This window comes from Pseudomonas sp. JQ36, assembly GCF_053851495.1.
This window is the reverse complement of the sequence record NZ_CM132642.1, coordinates 3,767,077-3,783,116: the sequence shown is the minus strand read 5'-3', so window position 1 is coordinate 3,783,116 and position 16,040 is coordinate 3,767,077. Positions and strand designations below refer to the sequence as shown.

Here is a 16,040-nt window from a genome sequence, read left to right as displayed (position 1 = left end):
GTGTGGGGCATTGTCGAACCAATCAGGCGCCCGCCCATGGACCTTTCCCCTTCGAGTTATCTCGCCCCGTTGCTTTCGCTGGCGCTGTTGTGGACGGTCGCGGTGGTTACGCCCGGGCCGAACTTCTTCAACATCGCCCAACTGGCCGTCAGTCGCTCACGCCGTCATGGCGTAGTCGCGGCGCTCGGCGTCGCCAGCGGAACCGTGTTGTGGGGGCTGGCCGGCGGCTTGGGGATTCAGACCCTGTTCAGCGCGGTGCCGACGCTGTACCTGAGCTTCAAGATCGCCGGCGGCTGCTACCTGATCTACCTCGGCCTCAAGCAGTTCAAACGCAAAGCGCCGATTGCCGCCGGTACGCTGGATGAGTCGCAACAGACCCTGCTGGGCGCCTACGGGCGGGGCTTTCTGGGCAACATGACCAACCCCAAGTCGGCACTGTTCGTCGCCACCATCTTCGCCACCGCGATGCCGGCCCACGTCCCGCTGCTACTGCTGACGCTGGCCGTGCTGACCATGGCCACGCTGTCGTTCAGCTGGTATTGCAGCGTCGCGCTGTTCTTCGCCAGCCGCCGGATCGCGAGCGTTTACGAACGGTCGCGGCAATGGCTGGATCGTTTGGCTGGTGGTTGTTATCTGCTGTTTGGGGCGCATTTGGTGGCTAATCGCTGAGCCGTAGTCCAGGCTGAGTTGATCACATTTGCTTCATTGGCTTGATCAGGCTTTCTGCAGGAATTCCAAACAATTCGTGAAGTTTCCAGATCATCGGCAAGGTCAGTGCCCGTTTGCCGTTCAACACCTCATAAACGCGGTTTGTACGACCGATTGCCGGTGCGAGGTCTGCCGCTGAGAGACCTGACTGTTCCATTCGGAATTTGATGGCATCGATCGGGTTCGGCAAATCAAGCGGGAATTGTTTTGCTTCATAGGCTTCGATGAGAGTGATCATGATGTCGAAATAATCACCCTCAGGAGTTCCGGGTTCTGGCTCGTTGTCAAAGAGTGCAGACACGTTTTTGAGCGCCGCACGGTAGTCTTCTTCGCTATGAATCGGACGTATGTTCATGGGTTACTCCATTTCGACGGTATCAGCGTCGATTGCATCGTACTGCTTGTGGGTGCCGACAAATTTTATGTATAGGGCACCGAAGCGATAGGCCACGGCTACGATCAGGCGAAAGTCATTGCCCTTGATGTTGAACACCACTCTGCGGCTTTTCAGAATGCTCGCAGAAGCGAAATGCGCCTTGATGTCCGACGGAGTTGACCAGCTTGCTTTTCTTGCTTCATCAATCCACGCCAACAGCGATTGCTCTGACTCGGGATACCGTTCCCAAAAGTTTTTCAGCTGACTGACAGCAATAATTCTCATGACGCGATCCTAGTCCCGCTATGGGACTGATGCAAGACTGTTGGCGTTTGATGGGCATACGGTTCGAACATTTGTGTGGTCATAAATGCCAGCAGATCCCGAAAGTATTGTTTGCTGAACGGTCACTTACTCTAGCCGTGGCATCTGATTTTCGGGGTAGGAAAAGGCGACGGTGAGTAGATGAATAGAACTTATCGGCAACAAAAAAGGCTTACCTCGCGGTAAGCCTTTTGTTTTTCCTGCGTGGCCTCAATCCCCCAACGCTTCCCCTTCACGCCGGGGATCCGCGCCACCGGCCAACGACGCTTTACCCTGCGCATCCTTGACCCGCACGATCGCCTGCGTGCCGCTGGTCATGTCGATTTCATTGACCGTGTGGCCCTTGTCCTTCAACGCCTGAATCAACGCCGGGCTGAACTGGCCTTGTTCCAGTTCAGTCGGGCCGTTACGGCTGCCGAAGTTGGGCAGGTTGATGGCGCTTTGCGGGTCGAGGTTCCAGTCGAGCAGGCCGACGGTGGTCTTGGCCACGTATTCGATGATCTGCGAGCCGCCCGGTGAGCCGACGCTGGCGAGGAATTCGCCGCTGTTGCGGTCAAAGATCAGCGTCGGCGCCATCGACGAGCGTGGGCGTTTGCCGGGTTCGACGCGGTTGGCGACTTTCTGCCCGTTCTCTTCGGGGATGAACGAGAAGTCGGTCATCTGGTTGTTCAGCAGAAAGCCCTGAACCATCAGGTGCGAGCCGAACGCCGCTTCGATGGTGGTGGTCATCGACACCGCGCCACCGAGGTCATCCACCGCTACCACTTGCGAGGTGGAGATGCGCAGCGGCGAGCGATCCGGAGCGTAGGCCACTTGTACGCCCGGCGGTGTGCCCGGTTGGGCGCTGCCCATGCTGCGTTCGCCGATCAGGCTGGCGCGGCTGGCCAGATAGCCCGGGTCGACCAGACCTTTGACCGGCACCGGGACGAAATCGCTGTCGGCGACGTATTGCGCGCGGTCGGCGTAGGCCAGGCGTTCGGCTTCGGCGATCAGGTGCACGGCTTGCGGTGCCGGTTCGATGCCGGCGGGTTTGTCGGTTTTCAGCGGTTTGAGCGGTGTCAGCGACAGGCGCGGGTCGCGGGTTTCCAGCGCCTGCAAGGTGCCGAGAATCTGCGCCACGGCGATCCCGCCCGACGACGGCGGCGGCATACCGCAGACCTGCCAGCGTTTGTAGTCGGTGCACAGCGGCGCACGCTCCTTGGCCTGATAGCGCTGAAGATCATTCAGTGACAGGCTGCCGGGATTGGCGTGGCCCTGTACCTTGGCGACGATCTCTTCGGCGATCGGACCTGTGTACAGCGCGTCCGGACCTTCGGTAGCGATGCGCTTGAGCACGGCGGCCAATGCCGGATTCTGCAGACGCGTGCCGACGGCTTTGACGCTGCCGTCGCGGTTGAGGAAGTAGGCGGCCATGTCCGGCGATTTACGGATTACCGGGTCGGATTCCAGCAGCGAATGCAGACGCGGTGAAATCGCAAAGCCCTGCTCGGCGAGTTTGATCGCCGGCTCGAACAGCGTGGCCCACGGCAGGCGCCCGTGTTGCTTGTGCGCCATTTCCAGAGCACGCAACACGCCCGGAGTGCCCACCGAGCGACCGCCGATCTGCGCCTGCGGGAACGGCATCGGTTTGCCGTCGGCCTGCAGGAACAGCTTCTCGGTGGCACCGGCCGGCGCGGTTTCGCGCCCGTCATAGGTGCGCACCTGTTTGCCGTCCCACAACACGATCATCGCACCGCCACCGATTCCGGAGGATTGCGGCTCGACCAGGGTCAGCACCGCTTGCATGGCAATCGCCGCATCAATCGCCGAACCACCTTTGCGCAGCATCTCGCGCCCCGCCTCGGCAGCCAGCGGATTGGCGGCAGCGGCCATGTGTTTACTGGCGTGGCGAGTCTGCAGATCGGTGCGGTAACCGGAAGCGGCTTCCGGCGCCAGCGGCAAGGTCGAGGAGGGCGGGGCGTTGCACGCGGCGAGGGTCAGGGCGCTGATGATCAGTGTCAGGGCAGGCAGGCGAAAGCGGCTCAGGGGCAGGGCTGGAAACACGTGGGGCTCTCCGTCCGTGGGGTGAAAGGTCTGACGGACTTTATCGACCGCTCGGTCGCGACGCAAACCGGTGGGCATTTTTGTCTTTCTTTTCGGACCGGATGTTCGCTAGGGTCAACCTCAATCGAACGACCGCAAACATCCCCCTGTAGGAGTGAGCCTGCTCGCGATGGCGTCATCACATTCAACATCCAAGTTGACTGACCCACCGCTATCGCGGCCAGGCTCATTCCTATAAAGGTCAAGCCATAAAAATCACAAGAGGCCGACATGCACAGCGAGTTTCCCACCGAGTCCAGTTACCGCGATCAACGCGAACAGTTTCTGACCGCCGCCCAAACTGCCGGAGCCACGCTCACCTCCTACGCACATCCGCGTTGCGGCCCTTTTGGCGAACCGCTGAGCACTGATGTCGCTGTGCTCGGTGATCCACAGGCAAAGCGCCGGCTGGTCACACTCAGCGGCACTCACGGAGTCGAGGGCTATTACGGCTCGGATTGCCAGATCGACTGGCTGAAGACTTTCGTGCCGGGCTCGCTGCCCAACGATGTCGCGGTAGTGATGATTCACCTGATCAACCCGTGGGGTACGGCGTGGCTGCGGCGGGTCAACGAAGACAATATCGACCTCAACCGCAATCACCTGGATTTCACCGCCCCGCTACCGGACAACCGCGCCTACGCCACGCTGCACGAGATCTACGCCTGCACCGATTTGCACGGCCCGGAGCGCGCGCGGGCCGATGCCTTGCTCGACGCGCAGATTGCCGAGCACGGCTGGCCGGCGGTGATGTCGATTGTCGAGGGCGGTCAGCATAGCCATCCCGATGGACTGTTCTATGGCGGCCGCGCGCCGAGCTGGTCGAATCGCACGTTGCATCAGGTCATCGACACGCATCTGGCGGGCGCGCAAACCGTGATGTGCTTCGATCTGCACACTGGCGCCGGCGATTACGGCCATCCGATGTTGCTGACCATCACCCAGGCGCCTTATCCGGCGTTGGCGCAAGCACAGTCGATCTACGGCCCATGGTTGTACACCTTGCACACCGGCGCCGAAACGTTGAGTGAAACCGGTGTCGCGGCGACAGCTACCGGCTACACCTCACAGGCATTGCTCAATGCGTTGCCGGGGGTGAAATTGATGCCCTTCGTGATCGAATGCGGAACCTATCCGGGGCCGGAGGTGCATCGTTATTTGCGCGATGATCACTGGCTGCATCTGCATGGCGATCCGCTGGATGCGACGGGGCGGGCGATCAAGTTGAAACTGCTGGAGCAGTTCTATCCGGCCGATCCTGACTGGCGGGCGATGGTCGGGTTGCGCACTCGGCAAATCTGGGCGAAGGGATTGGCGGCCCTGTCGGCAGAGCAGCCTGAATAGGTCAGGCCTGGCATTGTGGTGAGTGATTTATCTCCTCACCACAGAGGACGGTTTTTTCGAGGCATAAAAAAACGGCCTACCTTTCGGTAAGCCGTTTTTAGTACTTGGTGGCTACACAGGGACTTGAACCCCGGACCCCAGCATTATGAATGCTATGCTCTAACCAACTGAGCTATGTAGCCAAGTGGCGCGCATTATTCCCCTGAAATGGAAAAGCGTCAAGCGTAAATTTAAAATATTTCTTCTTATTTTCAACCGCTTATCCTTCAACCCCGGAAATCGGGGCCGGGCAGGGTGTCAACGCAGCTGGAATCTCGCGGTATTGGCGCTCAACGCATGGCTGCCCTGGCTCAAGGTGTCCGCCGCCAGGTTCACCGCCCGCGCACCTTCAAGCAATCGCATCGCCGCCTGATCGACCTGCTGGATATTGCCGCTGACCTCATCGGCGGTGCTCGCCTGTTCCTCAACAGCGGTGGCGATTTGCGCCAGGGTGTCAGTGACACTTTGCACCGCGGTGGCGATTTCGCCGAGGCGTTCACCGAGGCCGGTTACAGCTTCGGCATCCGATTGCGCCTGGCCGCATGCGGCTTCCATCAGGCTCACCGCTTCGTTGACCGTGGCGCGCAAGCTGTCGACGGTGCCGGCGATCTGCGCGGTCGACGATTGCGTGCGCTGCGACAGGCTGCGCACTTCATCGGCGACCACGGCAAACCCGCGCCCTTGTTCGCCGGCGCGTGCCGCCTCGATCGCAGCGTTGAGCGCCAGCAGGTTGGTCTGCTCGGCGACGCCGCGAATGGTGTCGACCACCAGTTGAATCTGCTGCCCCTGTTCGCTGACTCGACCCAGTGCCGCTGCGGTGTCGTTCAGGCGTTGATTGAGCTGCTGAATGCTCGCCGTGGTGCGCTGACTGTCGCGGCTGCTGTCGGCGGCGATGCGCCGGGTGTGCTGGGCGCTGCCGGAGGCCTGTTCGCAACTCTGCGCCACGCCTTGCGAAGTGGCGGCCAGTTGCGTGGCAGCGGCGGCGATCTGGCTGATCTGCAACTGCTGCGCTTCGACCTCGTTGAGCGCGCCGCTGGAGTGATCGTTGAGGCTGCGCACCGCGTGACTCAGTTGCGAGGTTTCGTGATCGACCCCGAGCATGCTGGCGCGCAGTTGCAACACGGCAACGTTGAGCGCGGTACTGATCGCCGCCAGCTCATCGCGGCCCACCACCGGCGCTTGCAGGCTGAGATTGCCGTCGCGCAGCGCTTCGGCGAGCAGGGTGATGCCGCTGGCGCTGCGGCGGATTGAGGCCTGCAGGCAGACAAACAGGTACAGCGCCGCCAGCAGCAGGCAACCGAATACGGCGGCGACCACGATGAACTGGCGAATCGCCGAAGCGTGGTAAGCGTCCAGACGCTGATCCAGCGACAGCAGCGATTGCTGGCGCAACGAGGCGAGATCGCTCAGCAGAGCGTCGAGGCTGCGTTCAAAGTCTTCAGGTTTGAGGGTAATGCTGCCACCGAACACGCCGTCATCCAGCACCTTCAGCCCGGTATCGAGACGCTTGAGGCTGTCGTGGTATTGACCGGCCCAGGTTTGCAGATCGCTCGGCAGACGCGCTTCGAGCAGACCTGCCGTTTTGACAAGCTGTTCGCGGGCGTCGCCAATCCGCCCGCGCAGGTCGCGTAGCTGCAAACGACTCTGCAAAGTGAACTGCCCCGAGACCACCGAAGCCTGGCCGACCGCCGCCAGGCGACCCACCCGCTCGATCAGATCCGGTGCGTGCTGCGTGGAGATCTGCGTCAGCAGATAGGTTTCCAGCCATGGCGCCAGCGTCAGGCGGTTGTCCATGACGATCTGCTCTCGCAAGGCTTGCAGGGCGCTGAGGGCGTTGGTGAAACGGTCGTAACCGTCCGGCCACCAACCGACGCTGCTCAGGCTTCTCGAATCCAGACCGCCGAGCGCGGTTTGCAGGGCTTGATAGCGAGCGAGGGTTTCGTCTTCGGCACCTTCATTTTTCAGCGCGTTACCCAAATCACTGGTGGCTTGCTGGACGGCTGGTTGCACCGCGTCAAACGCCGCCATGGCGGCGAGGGTCGCCGGGGTCGGCTGGCGATTGGTTTCGGTGGCGCGCCAACGGGCGGCGCGGTCACGCTGGGCGGCGAGCAGGTTGTCCAGCGCATCGAGGCTGAGCAACTGGCGCACGCCGGCGCGCTCGCCGGAAATCAGATTGAGCTTGTTGCGATAGTCCTGGCCAATCATCAACAGGCTGCCGGCCAACGGCAGAATGAACAGCAGAAACAACAACTGGAATTTACGCGCGAATCCAAACCGCCCCAGCAATTTGATCCCCGGTGACAAGAAAGCCTGCATGCCTCATGACTCCTCTGGACACCACGCACCATTGGCGTGCATCGCGCTCGTTCCGATCGCGACCTGTGCCCTCTAAAAGGCCTCGAAAGTTCACTCTCGCCCGCTCTGTAGGCCGGCTCTGTAGCGAAACTTCCCATTCTCGGTGACCTTTGTAAGGCCGCCGCGTTCGAGGGGAGAAGCAAGGCAAGATTCAGACCATGGCGTTGCGCTATCACCTGAGCAACGCATATCCCACGTAGGAGCTGCCGAAGGCTGCGATCTTTTGATCTTGCCCCTTAAAAACAAAATCAGAAGATCGCAGCCTGCGGCAGCTCCTACAGGGTTTGATGAGTTATGGAGTAGGACGTTAGTTAGCTGGCTAAGGGGATGGCGCTGGCGCACCGAAAAATGGCACATTGACGCACCTGCCTGCGTGCACCCATCTGCTGTACGGAAACCTTCATGGCTATCAGCAACGCTCAGACCGCCGCTGCCTCGGCGCCCGCTGCTCCGCAAAGCAGCCCACTGGTGATGCGTATCATCGGCGCGGTGGCGCTGGCGCATTTGATCAACGACCTGATTCAGTCGGTGCTGCCGTCGATTTATCCGATGCTCAAAGCCAATTACGGCCTGACGTTTACTCAGGTCGGCCTGATCACGCTGACCTTCCAGTTGACCGCGTCGCTGTTGCAGCCGTGGGTCGGTTATCACACTGACCGCCATCCGAAACCGTGGCTGTTGCCGGCGGGTTCGATCTGCACGCTGATCGGCATCGTGATGATGTCGGTGGTCGGCAGTTTTCCATTGATTCTGCTGGCGGCGGCGCTGATCGGTATCGGTTCCTCGACTTTTCATCCCGAGGCTTCGCGGATCGCGCGTTTGGCCTCCGGCGGACGCTTCGGTCTGGCGCAATCGACCTTCCAGGTCGGTGGTAACGCCGGTTCCGCGTTCGGCCCGTTGCTGGCGGCGGCGATCATCATTCCGTTCGGTCAGGGCAACGTGGCGTGGTTTGGTTTATTCGCGGTGTTCGCGCTGTTCGTGCTGTATCGCATCAGCCGCTGGTACGCCCATCACCTCAACCTGTTCAAGCTCAAGGCCGGTCAGGCGGCGACTCACGGGCTGTCGAAGGGCAGGGTGATCAGTGCGCTGGTGGTGCTCGGTCTGCTGGTGTTCTCCAAGTATTTCTACATGGCCAGCCTCACCAGTTACTTCACCTTCTACCTGATCGAGAAATTCGACCTGTCGGTGGCCAGTTCGCAACTGCACCTGTTTCTGTTTCTCGGTGCAGTGGCGGCGGGGACGTTCTTCGGCGGGCCGATCGGCGACAAGATCGGGCGTAAGGCGGTGATCTGGTTTTCGATCCTCGGTGTGGCGCCGTTCACCTTGCTGATGCCGCACGTCGATCTGTTCTGGACCACTGTCCTCAGCGTGGTGATCGGCTTCATCCTCGCCTCGGCGTTCTCGGCGATCGTGGTTTACGCGCAGGAACTGGTGCCGGGCAATGTCGGGATGATTGCCGGAGTGTTCTTCGGTTTGATGTTTGGTTTCGGCGGGATCGGTGCGGCGCTGCTGGGGCACTTGGCGGATGTGCACGGGATTGAGTACGTGTACTTCCTGTGTTCGTTTTTGCCGTTGTTTGGCGTGCTGGCGATCTTCCTGCCGCGCACCAAAAAGGCCTGACCTATACAATTCCAACTGTGGGAGCGGGCTTGCTCGCGAATGCGGTATATCAGTCGATATTAATGTGGCTGACCCACCGCATTCGCGAGCAAGCCCGCTCCCACAGGGGGATTGGTGGTGTTGCAAACAAATCTGTCAGGCACAAAAAAGCCGCGTATCAAACGCGGCTTTTTCTTGGGCGTGTCGTTTACACGTTGAAGCGGAAGTGCATCACGTCGCCGTCTTTGACGATGTAGTCCTTGCCTTCCAGGCGCCATTTACCGGCTTCCTTGGTACCGGCTTCGCCCTTGTACTGGATGAAGTCGTTGTAGGCGATGACTTCGGCGCGGATGAAGCCTTTTTCGAAGTCGGTGTGGATCACGCCAGCAGCTTGTGGTGCGGTGGCACCGACTTTTACGGTCCAGGCGCGGACTTCTTCGACACCGGCGGTGAAGTAGGTCTGCAGGTGCAGCATTTCGTAGCCGGCGCGGATCACGCGGTTCAGGCCAGGCTCTTCCAGGCCCAAGGCCTCGAGGAACATGTCTTTCTCTTCGCCGTCATCGAGCTCGGCGATTTCCGCTTCGATCTTGTTGCACACCGGAACAACCATGGCGCCTTCTTCTTCGGCGATGGCCTTGACCACGTCCAGGTGCGGGTTGTTCTCGAAACCGTCTTCAGCGACGTTGGCGATGTACATGACCGGTTTGGTGGTCAGCAGGTGGAAGCCCTTGATCACCGACTTTTCGTCAGCGCTCATGTTCTTCATCAGGCTGCGCGCAGGCTTGGCCTCGGTGAAGTGCGCGATCAGTTGCTCCAGCAGAGCCTTCTGAACCACGGCGTCCTTGTCACCGCCCTTGGCGTTGCGCGCGACTTTCTGCAGTTGCTTTTCGCAGCTGTCGAGGTCGGCGAAGATCAGTTCCAGGTCGATGATTTCGATGTCGCGCTTCGGATCTACGCTGTTGGAAACGTGGATCACGTTGTCGTCTTCGAAGCAGCGCACCACGTGAGCGATGGCGTCGGTTTCGCGGATGTTGGCCAGGAACTTGTTGCCCAGACCTTCACCTTTCGAGGCGCCGGCCACCAGGCCTGCAATGTCGACGAATTCCATGGTGGTCGGCAGGATGCGCTTCGGATTGACGATGGCCGCCAAGGCTTCCAGACGTGGATCCGGCATCGGCACGATGCCGCTGTTCGGCTCGATGGTGCAGAAGGGGAAGTTCTCGGCCGCGATACCGGATTTGGTCAGGGCGTTGAACAGGGTGGACTTGCCGACGTTAGGCAGGCCGACGATGCCGCAATTGAATCCCATGGTGTTTCCCCTCGGATTAGAGTCAGGCCTTCTGGCTGTGCAGGTTTTTCATCGCGCGGTTCCATTCACCGGCGAGGATATCCGGCAGCACGCCGAGGGCAAAGTCGATGCTGGCATCGAGTTTTTCCTGTTCGGCGCGTGGCGCACGACCCAGGACGAAATTTGAAACCATACTGGCGACGCCCGGGTGGCCGATGCCAAGCCGCAGGCGGTAGAAAGTATTCTGATTGCCCAGTTGCGCGATGATGTCGCGCAACCCGTTGTGACCGCCATGGCCGCCGCCCTGCTTGAGCTTGGCGACGCCCGGAGGCAGGTCGAGTTCGTCGTGCGCCACCAGGATTTCTTCAGGCTTGATTCGGAAGAAACCGGCGAGTGCCGCCACGGCCTGGCCGCTGCGGTTCATGTAGGTGGTGGGAATCAGCAGGCGAACATCCTGACCCTGATGCGAATAGCGCCCGGTCAGGCCGAAATATTTGCGATCGGCCACAAGGCTCACACCTTGCGCGGCAGCGATGCGCTCAACAAAAAGGGCCCCTGCGTTATGCCGGGTCTGTTCGTATTCGGCGCCTGGATTACCCAGGCCAACGATCAGTTTGATGGCAGTCACGATAGGGGCCCTTCCTTGGAGTGGTGGTTAACATCGCCGCGATCAGTGAAGGCGGCGAAAGTGGACGAAAATTGCTCATTTACCATGAATGTAAACTCCGCGTTCTCGCCCGCTTTCTCGCTACGTTCCAGTCCGCGATGTTTCACTCACTCCGACGAACAGAGTGAAATTACTCTGCTGCGCCTTCTTCGGTAGCTTCTGGAGCAACACGTGGAGCGTGGACGTTGGCTACTGCCTTGTCATCGCCGTGTGCCAGAGCAACGAACTCGACACCTTTAGGAGCTTTGAGGTCCGACAGGTGAACGATGGTGCCGATTTCAGCGTTAGCCAGGTCGACTTCGATGAACTCAGGCAGGTCTTTTGGCAGGCAGGAAACTTCGATCTCGGCAACAACGTGCGAGATTTCGCCGCCTTTCTTCACTGGAGCAGCTTCGTTGATGAAGTGCACAGGAACGATAGCGGTCAGTTTCTGGCCAGCTACAACGCGTACGAAGTCAGCGTGCATCACGTGGCCTTTGGCCGGGTGACGTTGCAGGGCTTTGATGACGACGTTTTGTTTCTTGCCACCAACGTTCAGCTCGATGATGTGGCTGTAAGCCGCTTCGTTTTCGAGCAGTTTGGCAACTTCTTTGGCCAGCATGCTGATGGATTCAGGGGCTTTGTCGCCACCGTAAACAACAGCTGGAACCAGAGCGGCGAGACGACGCAGGCGGCGGCTCGCACCTTTCCCCAGGTCGGAACGCACTTCAGCATTCAGAGTAAAATCGTTCATTTTGTATCTCCAAAATAGCCATGACCGAGTGGCGTTTGCGACCAGCGCCAAACACGGTATGGGCAAAAAAGCCCCGCCCCGACAGGAATGCCGGGGCGGGGCGCTTTTCGTCAACGAGACATTTCGAGAAGGGCAGGGCCCTTAACGGAACATCGCGCTGATCGATTCTTCATTGCTGATGCGGCGAACCGCTTCGGCAACAACCGGTGCGATATCCAGTTGACGGATACGTGCACAGGCTTGTGCTGCAGCGGACAGCGGGATGGTGTTAGTCACCACCAGCTCGTCCAGCACGGAATTTTCGATATTCTCGATGGCCCGACCCGACAGCACAGGGTGTGTGCAGTAGGCAAAGACCTTGGCTGCGCCATGCTCTTTCAGGGCCTTGGCCGCGTGGCACAGAGTGCCGGCGGTATCGACCATGTCATCGACCAGAATGCAGGTACGCCCTTCGACATCACCGATGATATGCATCACTTCAGAGTGATTGGCTTTCTCACGGCGTTTGTCGATGATCCCGAGATCCACGCCCAGGGATTTGGCAACAGCCCGTGCACGCACGACGCCACCAATGTCCGGGGACACGATCATCAGGTTTTCGAAGCGCTGATCTTCAATGTCATCCACCAGAACCGGGGAGCCGTAGATGTTATCTACCGGAATATCGAAGAAGCCCTGAATCTGGTCAGCATGCAGATCAACCGTGAGAACACGGTCGATGCCGACTACGGTGAGCATGTCAGCAACGACTTTCGCGCTGATAGCCACACGTGCGGAACGCGGACGGCGATCCTGACGGGCATAACCAAAATAAGGAATAACAGCAGTAATACGAGTAGCCGAGGAGCGGCGGAAGGCATCAGCCATCACTACCAGTTCCATCAGGTTATCGTTGGTCGGAGCGCAAGTCGGCTGAATAATGAAAACGTCTTTACCGCGAACGTTTTCATTGATCTCGGCAGTAATTTCGCCGTCGGAGAATTTGCCGACAGAGATGTCACCGAGAGGGATATGCAGCTGACGTACAACACGCCGAGCCAGATCGGGGTTAGCATTCCCCGTAAAGACCATCATCTTGGACACGCGCAGTACCTAGAGGCTGAGGGTAACCTGGATGAGTATAGAAAATGGCAGGGGCGGCTGGATTCGAACCAACGCATGGCAGGATCAAAACCTGCTGCCTTACCGCTTGGCGACGCCCCTGTATCTGTTGCTTCAAGTGCCTAGCACTTGATTCCTTTTAGAGCAGACTTTGCAGCTTGCGATGCAACATCGAAACGTTGCTTCCTTTCGCTACAAACCCTGTAAGGGTCTCTGTCAGAAGGGCCGAGACTTTATCAGCTTCAGCTTTGCTTGGGAAGCCCCCAAACACACAACTTCCAGTTCCGGTGAGTTTTGCTTCGGTAAATTTACCTAACAAATCCAATGCGTTACGTACTTCTGGATAACGCCTTGCAACCACCGGCAAGCAGTCATTTCGACTGTTTCCCTCGGGAACGGGGCGCACTTTAATGGGCGGCGTGTTACGTGTCAACAAAGGATCGGAAAAAATTTCTGCCGTACTTACAGAGACTTGCGGCACGAGCACCAGATACCACGGTTCTTCGGGGTCGACCGGGGTCAGTTTCTCGCCCACGCCTTCGGCAAATGCCGCGTGACCACGGACGAAAACCGGCACGTCAGCGCCGAGCGACAGGCCCAGTGCGGCGAGGCGATCTTCATCCCAGCCCAGTTGCCACAAGTGATTGAGGCCGAGCAGGGTGGTCGCCGCGTTGGAGCTGCCGCCACCGATGCCGCCGCCCATGGGCAGCACTTTGTCGATCCAGATGTCGATGCCGAGTGTGCAGCCGGACTGTTGCTGCAGCATTTTTGCCGCGCGCACGATCAGGTTGCTGTCGTGGGGCACGCCAGCGAATTCGGTGTGCAGCTGAATCACGCCGTCATCGCGCACGGCGAAGGTGATTTCGTCGCCGTAATCGACAAACTGAAACAGCGTCTGCAGTTCGTGGTAGCCATCTGCGCGGCGCCCGAGAATGTGCAGCATCAGGTTGAGCTTGGCCGGCGACGGCAGCGTAAGACGTGGAGCGGTCATGCTTTATTGCCCCAATTTACGCGGTTGCCAGGTCTTGATCACCAGCGTTACGTCCAGATCGGTGCCGTGCAGCTTGATCCGCTCGGGCAGCCAGTAACCGTTTTGCTCGGCGTAGCTGAGGTACTCGACCTTCCAGCCGTCCTGTTCCAGATTGGCCAGGCGACTGTCGTTATCGAGGGTCAGACGACTTTTGCTGCTGGGTGCCGGCAGGCCACGGACCCACCAGGCCAGATTCGACACCGGCAGCTTCCAGCCGAGTTGCTCTTCGAGCAGCGCTTCCGGCGACTCGGAGTCATAGCGGCCCTGATTGGCGACTTCCAGCGAGACCTTGCCCGGGCGCCCGGTCAGACGCGCCGCGCCACGACCCAGCGGGCCGGACAGGCGAATGTCGTAGTAGTCCTGGCGTTGCAGCCAGAACAGCGTGCCGCTGCCGGAATCTTTCGGTGCACGGATGCCGATCTTGCCGTCGATCTGCCAGCCGTCGAGGCCGGTCAGCTGTTGTTTGTTCGCGGCCCACTGAGCCGGACTGCCGTGGCCCTCGACCGATTCGCGAGCGCCGAAGCCCGCGCAACCGGCGAGCAGGGCGATGAAACTGAAAACAATAACGTGGCGCAAAAACATGAGTTAAAGAGTCTCGGATCCGGTCAGGCGCTTGATGGTGCTGCGCAGGATGGTGCTGTCGGGCTGATCTTTGAGGTACTTGCCCCAGACTTGTTTGGCTTCGCGCTGATTGCCCTTGACCCAGAGAACTTCGCCCAGGTGCGCGGCGACTTCGTGGTCCGGGAAACGCTCAAGGGCCTGACGCAGGTATTTCTCGGCGTCGTCCAGGTTGCCCATGCGGTAATTCACCCAACCGAGGCTGTCGAGTACCGCCGGGTCTTCCGGATTGATCTGGTGCGCCTGTTCGATCAGGGTCTTGGCTTCAGCGTAACGGGTAGTGCGATCGGACAGGGTGTAGCCCAGCGCATTGAGCGCCATGGCGTTGTCCGGGTCGCGCTTGATGATCAGGCGCAGGTCTTTTTCCATCTGCGCCAGGTCATTGCGTTTTTCCGCCTGCATCGCGCGGGTATAGAGCAGATTCAGATCGTCCGGGTATTGCTGCAAGGCTTTATCCAGCGTTTTCCAGGCCTTGTCGTCCTGTTTGTTGGCCGACAGGGTTTCGGATTCGATCAGATACAGCTGGATCGCATAATCCGGCTGGGCATCGCGCTCGGCGGCCAGTTTGCTCTGGGCTTCAGCGGTCTTGCCGTTGTTCATCAGAATATCGGCCTGACGCAGTTGCGCCGGCAGGTAGTCGTTGCCCGGGCCGACCTGCGCGTATTCGATCAGCGCGCCCTGCGGGTCGTTGCGTTCTTCAGCGATGCGACCGAGGTTCAGATGCGCCGAATCGACATGGCTTTCACGGGCGATCAGGTCTTCCAGATAACCCTTGGCCTCGTCCCAGGCCTTGGCCTCCAGGCATACCAGCGCCAGTGAGTAACGCAGTTCATCGTCTTCCGGGTATTGCTGGACGAGGGTGGAAAACTCGACCTTGGCGTCTTCCATCCGGTCCTGTTCGACCAGCGTGCGCGCATAGGTCAGGCGCAGGCGTTTGTCGTCCGGGTATTTCTTGATGCTTTTCTGCAACAGCGGCAGGGCTTCGTCGCCACGATTCATGGTTTGCAGCAGGCGCGCACGCAGCAGAATCGGAGCAATCTCGCCTTCTTCCGGCGGGTTGTCTTCGAGCAGGGTCAGTGCGGCTTTATTGTCGCCGTCCTGTTGCAGCAGCAGGGCCTTGCCGAAAATCAGCTGGCTGTTCTTCGGGTGGCGCTGCAGCAGGCGGTCGAAACTTTTCATCAGGCCGTTGCGGGTTTCCTGATCGGTATCGGCGGCCGACAGCGCGAGGAAGTCGAAATGGGTGTCACCCTTGCCCTGCAGGACTTTCTCCATGTAGACCATGGAGTCGTCGTAACGCCCGGCGCGCGCCAGTTGCACGGCGGCGGCGCGTTGCGCTTCGAGGTCGTCCGGAGCGTTTCTCGCCCAGATCAGCGCAGTATCCAGCGCAGGCTGGTCGGCACCGAGGTATTCGGCGATGCGGAACGCGCGCTCGGAAACCCCCGGGTCCTGGGTATTGATTGCCTGGGTCACGTAGTTGTCCAGGGCAATGTCGAAACGATTGCGCTGGCCAGCCAGTTCGGCGCTCAACAGGCTGAAAACCGTTTCCTCGCTGAACGAGCTGTAAACCTTGGGTTTTTCAGGTGTGGACGCGGTGTCTTCGACCGGCGGGGTAGCGTCCGGCGAAACGGGGGCCATGGCCTGGCAGCCGCTGAGGAAGACAAAAGCGAGGAGCAACGCGGAAGATCTATTCATATAGGAAGAGGACGACTAACCTGCGGTCGGATCATCATGACACAAGCCTTCGGCCAAACATAACCGAGTCTCGAATGTGGCCTT

The 16,040-nt window shown here is 59.7% G+C and carries 14 protein-coding genes and 2 tRNA genes; 3 read left to right on the top strand and 13 right to left on the bottom strand.

Annotated elements, in window-relative coordinates:
• The first annotated feature begins 36 nt into the window (after positions 1 to 36).
• Positions 37 to 669, top strand: coding sequence for a LysE family translocator (locus ACS4NR_RS16980; protein WP_456017922.1), 633 nt, complete (start codon positions 37 to 39; stop codon positions 667 to 669).
• Positions 670 to 691: 22 nt separating this feature from the next.
• On the opposite strand, the gene ACS4NR_RS16975 is transcribed toward ACS4NR_RS16980, so the two are convergent.
• The 3 genes from ACS4NR_RS16975 to ggt all read right to left on the bottom strand — a co-directional run bounded on the left by ACS4NR_RS16975 (position 692) and on the right by ggt (position 3,451).
• Entirely contained in the window at positions 692 to 1,063 is a 372-nt protein-coding gene (locus tag ACS4NR_RS16975; RefSeq protein ID WP_095136799.1) for a helix-turn-helix domain-containing protein, read from the bottom strand.
• Between the two features lie 3 nt (positions 1,064 to 1,066).
• On the bottom strand, positions 1,067 to 1,369 hold the full coding sequence (locus tag ACS4NR_RS16970) for a type II toxin-antitoxin system HigB family toxin (RefSeq protein WP_095136800.1): 303 nt from the start codon (positions 1,367 to 1,369) through the stop codon (positions 1,067 to 1,069).
• Positions 1,370 to 1,618: 249 nt separating this feature from the next.
• Positions 1,619 to 3,451, bottom strand: coding sequence for a gamma-glutamyltransferase (ggt, locus tag ACS4NR_RS16965; RefSeq protein ID WP_456020396.1), 1,833 nt, complete (start codon positions 3,449 to 3,451; stop codon positions 1,619 to 1,621).
• Between the two features lie 270 nt (positions 3,452 to 3,721).
• On the opposite strand from ggt, the gene ACS4NR_RS16960 reads away from it, so the two are divergent.
• Entirely contained in the window at positions 3,722 to 4,834 is a 1,113-nt protein-coding gene (locus tag ACS4NR_RS16960; protein WP_456017921.1) for a M14 family metallopeptidase, read from the top strand.
• A 105-nt stretch (positions 4,835 to 4,939) separates the two neighbouring features.
• On the opposite strand, the gene ACS4NR_RS16955 is transcribed toward ACS4NR_RS16960, so the two are convergent.
• Both ACS4NR_RS16955 and ACS4NR_RS16950 read right to left on the bottom strand, forming a co-directional pair.
• A tRNA-Met gene (locus ACS4NR_RS16955) sits at positions 4,940 to 5,016 on the bottom strand.
• Between the two features lie 115 nt (positions 5,017 to 5,131).
• The gene (locus tag ACS4NR_RS16950) at positions 5,132 to 7,189 is read right to left on the bottom strand and encodes a methyl-accepting chemotaxis protein (protein ID WP_456017920.1); all 2,058 of its coding nucleotides are present in this window, start codon (positions 7,187 to 7,189) and stop codon (positions 5,132 to 5,134) included.
• A gap of 441 nt (positions 7,190 to 7,630) precedes the next feature.
• Here ACS4NR_RS16950 and ACS4NR_RS16945 point away from each other — a divergent pair, with 441 nt between their 5' ends.
• Positions 7,631 to 8,848: an MFS transporter gene (locus ACS4NR_RS16945; protein ID WP_166497585.1), complete on the top strand. Its 1,218-nt coding sequence runs from the start codon at positions 7,631 to 7,633 to the stop codon at positions 8,846 to 8,848.
• Positions 8,849 to 9,035: 187 nt separating this feature from the next.
• On the opposite strand, the gene ychF is transcribed toward ACS4NR_RS16945, so the two are convergent.
• The 8 genes from ychF to ACS4NR_RS16905 form a co-directional block, all read right to left on the bottom strand.
• The gene (gene ychF / locus ACS4NR_RS16940; RefSeq protein WP_007967645.1) at positions 9,036 to 10,136 is read right to left on the bottom strand and encodes a redox-regulated ATPase YchF; all 1,101 of its coding nucleotides are present in this window, start codon (positions 10,134 to 10,136) and stop codon (positions 9,036 to 9,038) included.
• Positions 10,137 to 10,158: 22 nt separating this feature from the next.
• A complete protein-coding gene (gene pth / locus ACS4NR_RS16935) occupies positions 10,159 to 10,743 on the bottom strand; it encodes an aminoacyl-tRNA hydrolase (RefSeq protein WP_095136805.1) in 585 nt (194 codons plus the stop codon).
• 169 nt (positions 10,744 to 10,912) lie between these two features.
• On the bottom strand, positions 10,913 to 11,515 hold the full coding sequence (locus tag ACS4NR_RS16930; RefSeq protein ID WP_007967646.1) for a 50S ribosomal protein L25/general stress protein Ctc: 603 nt from the start codon (positions 11,513 to 11,515) through the stop codon (positions 10,913 to 10,915).
• 141 nt (positions 11,516 to 11,656) lie between these two features.
• Positions 11,657 to 12,598 (bottom strand): ribose-phosphate pyrophosphokinase, encoded by a 942-nt coding sequence (locus tag ACS4NR_RS16925; RefSeq protein ID WP_003171603.1) that lies wholly within the window; start codon positions 12,596 to 12,598, stop codon positions 11,657 to 11,659.
• Positions 12,599 to 12,643: 45 nt separating this feature from the next.
• Positions 12,644 to 12,718 (bottom strand) — tRNA-Gln (locus tag ACS4NR_RS16920).
• A gap of 37 nt (positions 12,719 to 12,755) precedes the next feature.
• Positions 12,756 to 13,607, bottom strand: a complete 852-nt coding sequence (ispE, locus tag ACS4NR_RS16915; RefSeq protein WP_003228157.1) for a 4-(cytidine 5'-diphospho)-2-C-methyl-D-erythritol kinase — start codon at positions 13,605 to 13,607, stop codon at positions 12,756 to 12,758.
• A 3-nt stretch (positions 13,608 to 13,610) separates the two neighbouring features.
• Positions 13,611 to 14,228 carry a lipoprotein insertase outer membrane protein LolB gene (lolB, locus tag ACS4NR_RS16910; protein WP_095136807.1) on the bottom strand — a complete coding sequence of 206 codons (618 nt, stop codon included), beginning with the start codon at positions 14,226 to 14,228 and terminating at the stop codon, positions 13,611 to 13,613.
• A gap of 3 nt (positions 14,229 to 14,231) precedes the next feature.
• A complete protein-coding gene (locus ACS4NR_RS16905) occupies positions 14,232 to 15,956 on the bottom strand; it encodes a tetratricopeptide repeat protein (protein ID WP_095136808.1) in 1,725 nt (574 codons plus the stop codon).
• Between the last annotated feature and the right edge of the window lie 84 nt (positions 15,957 to 16,040).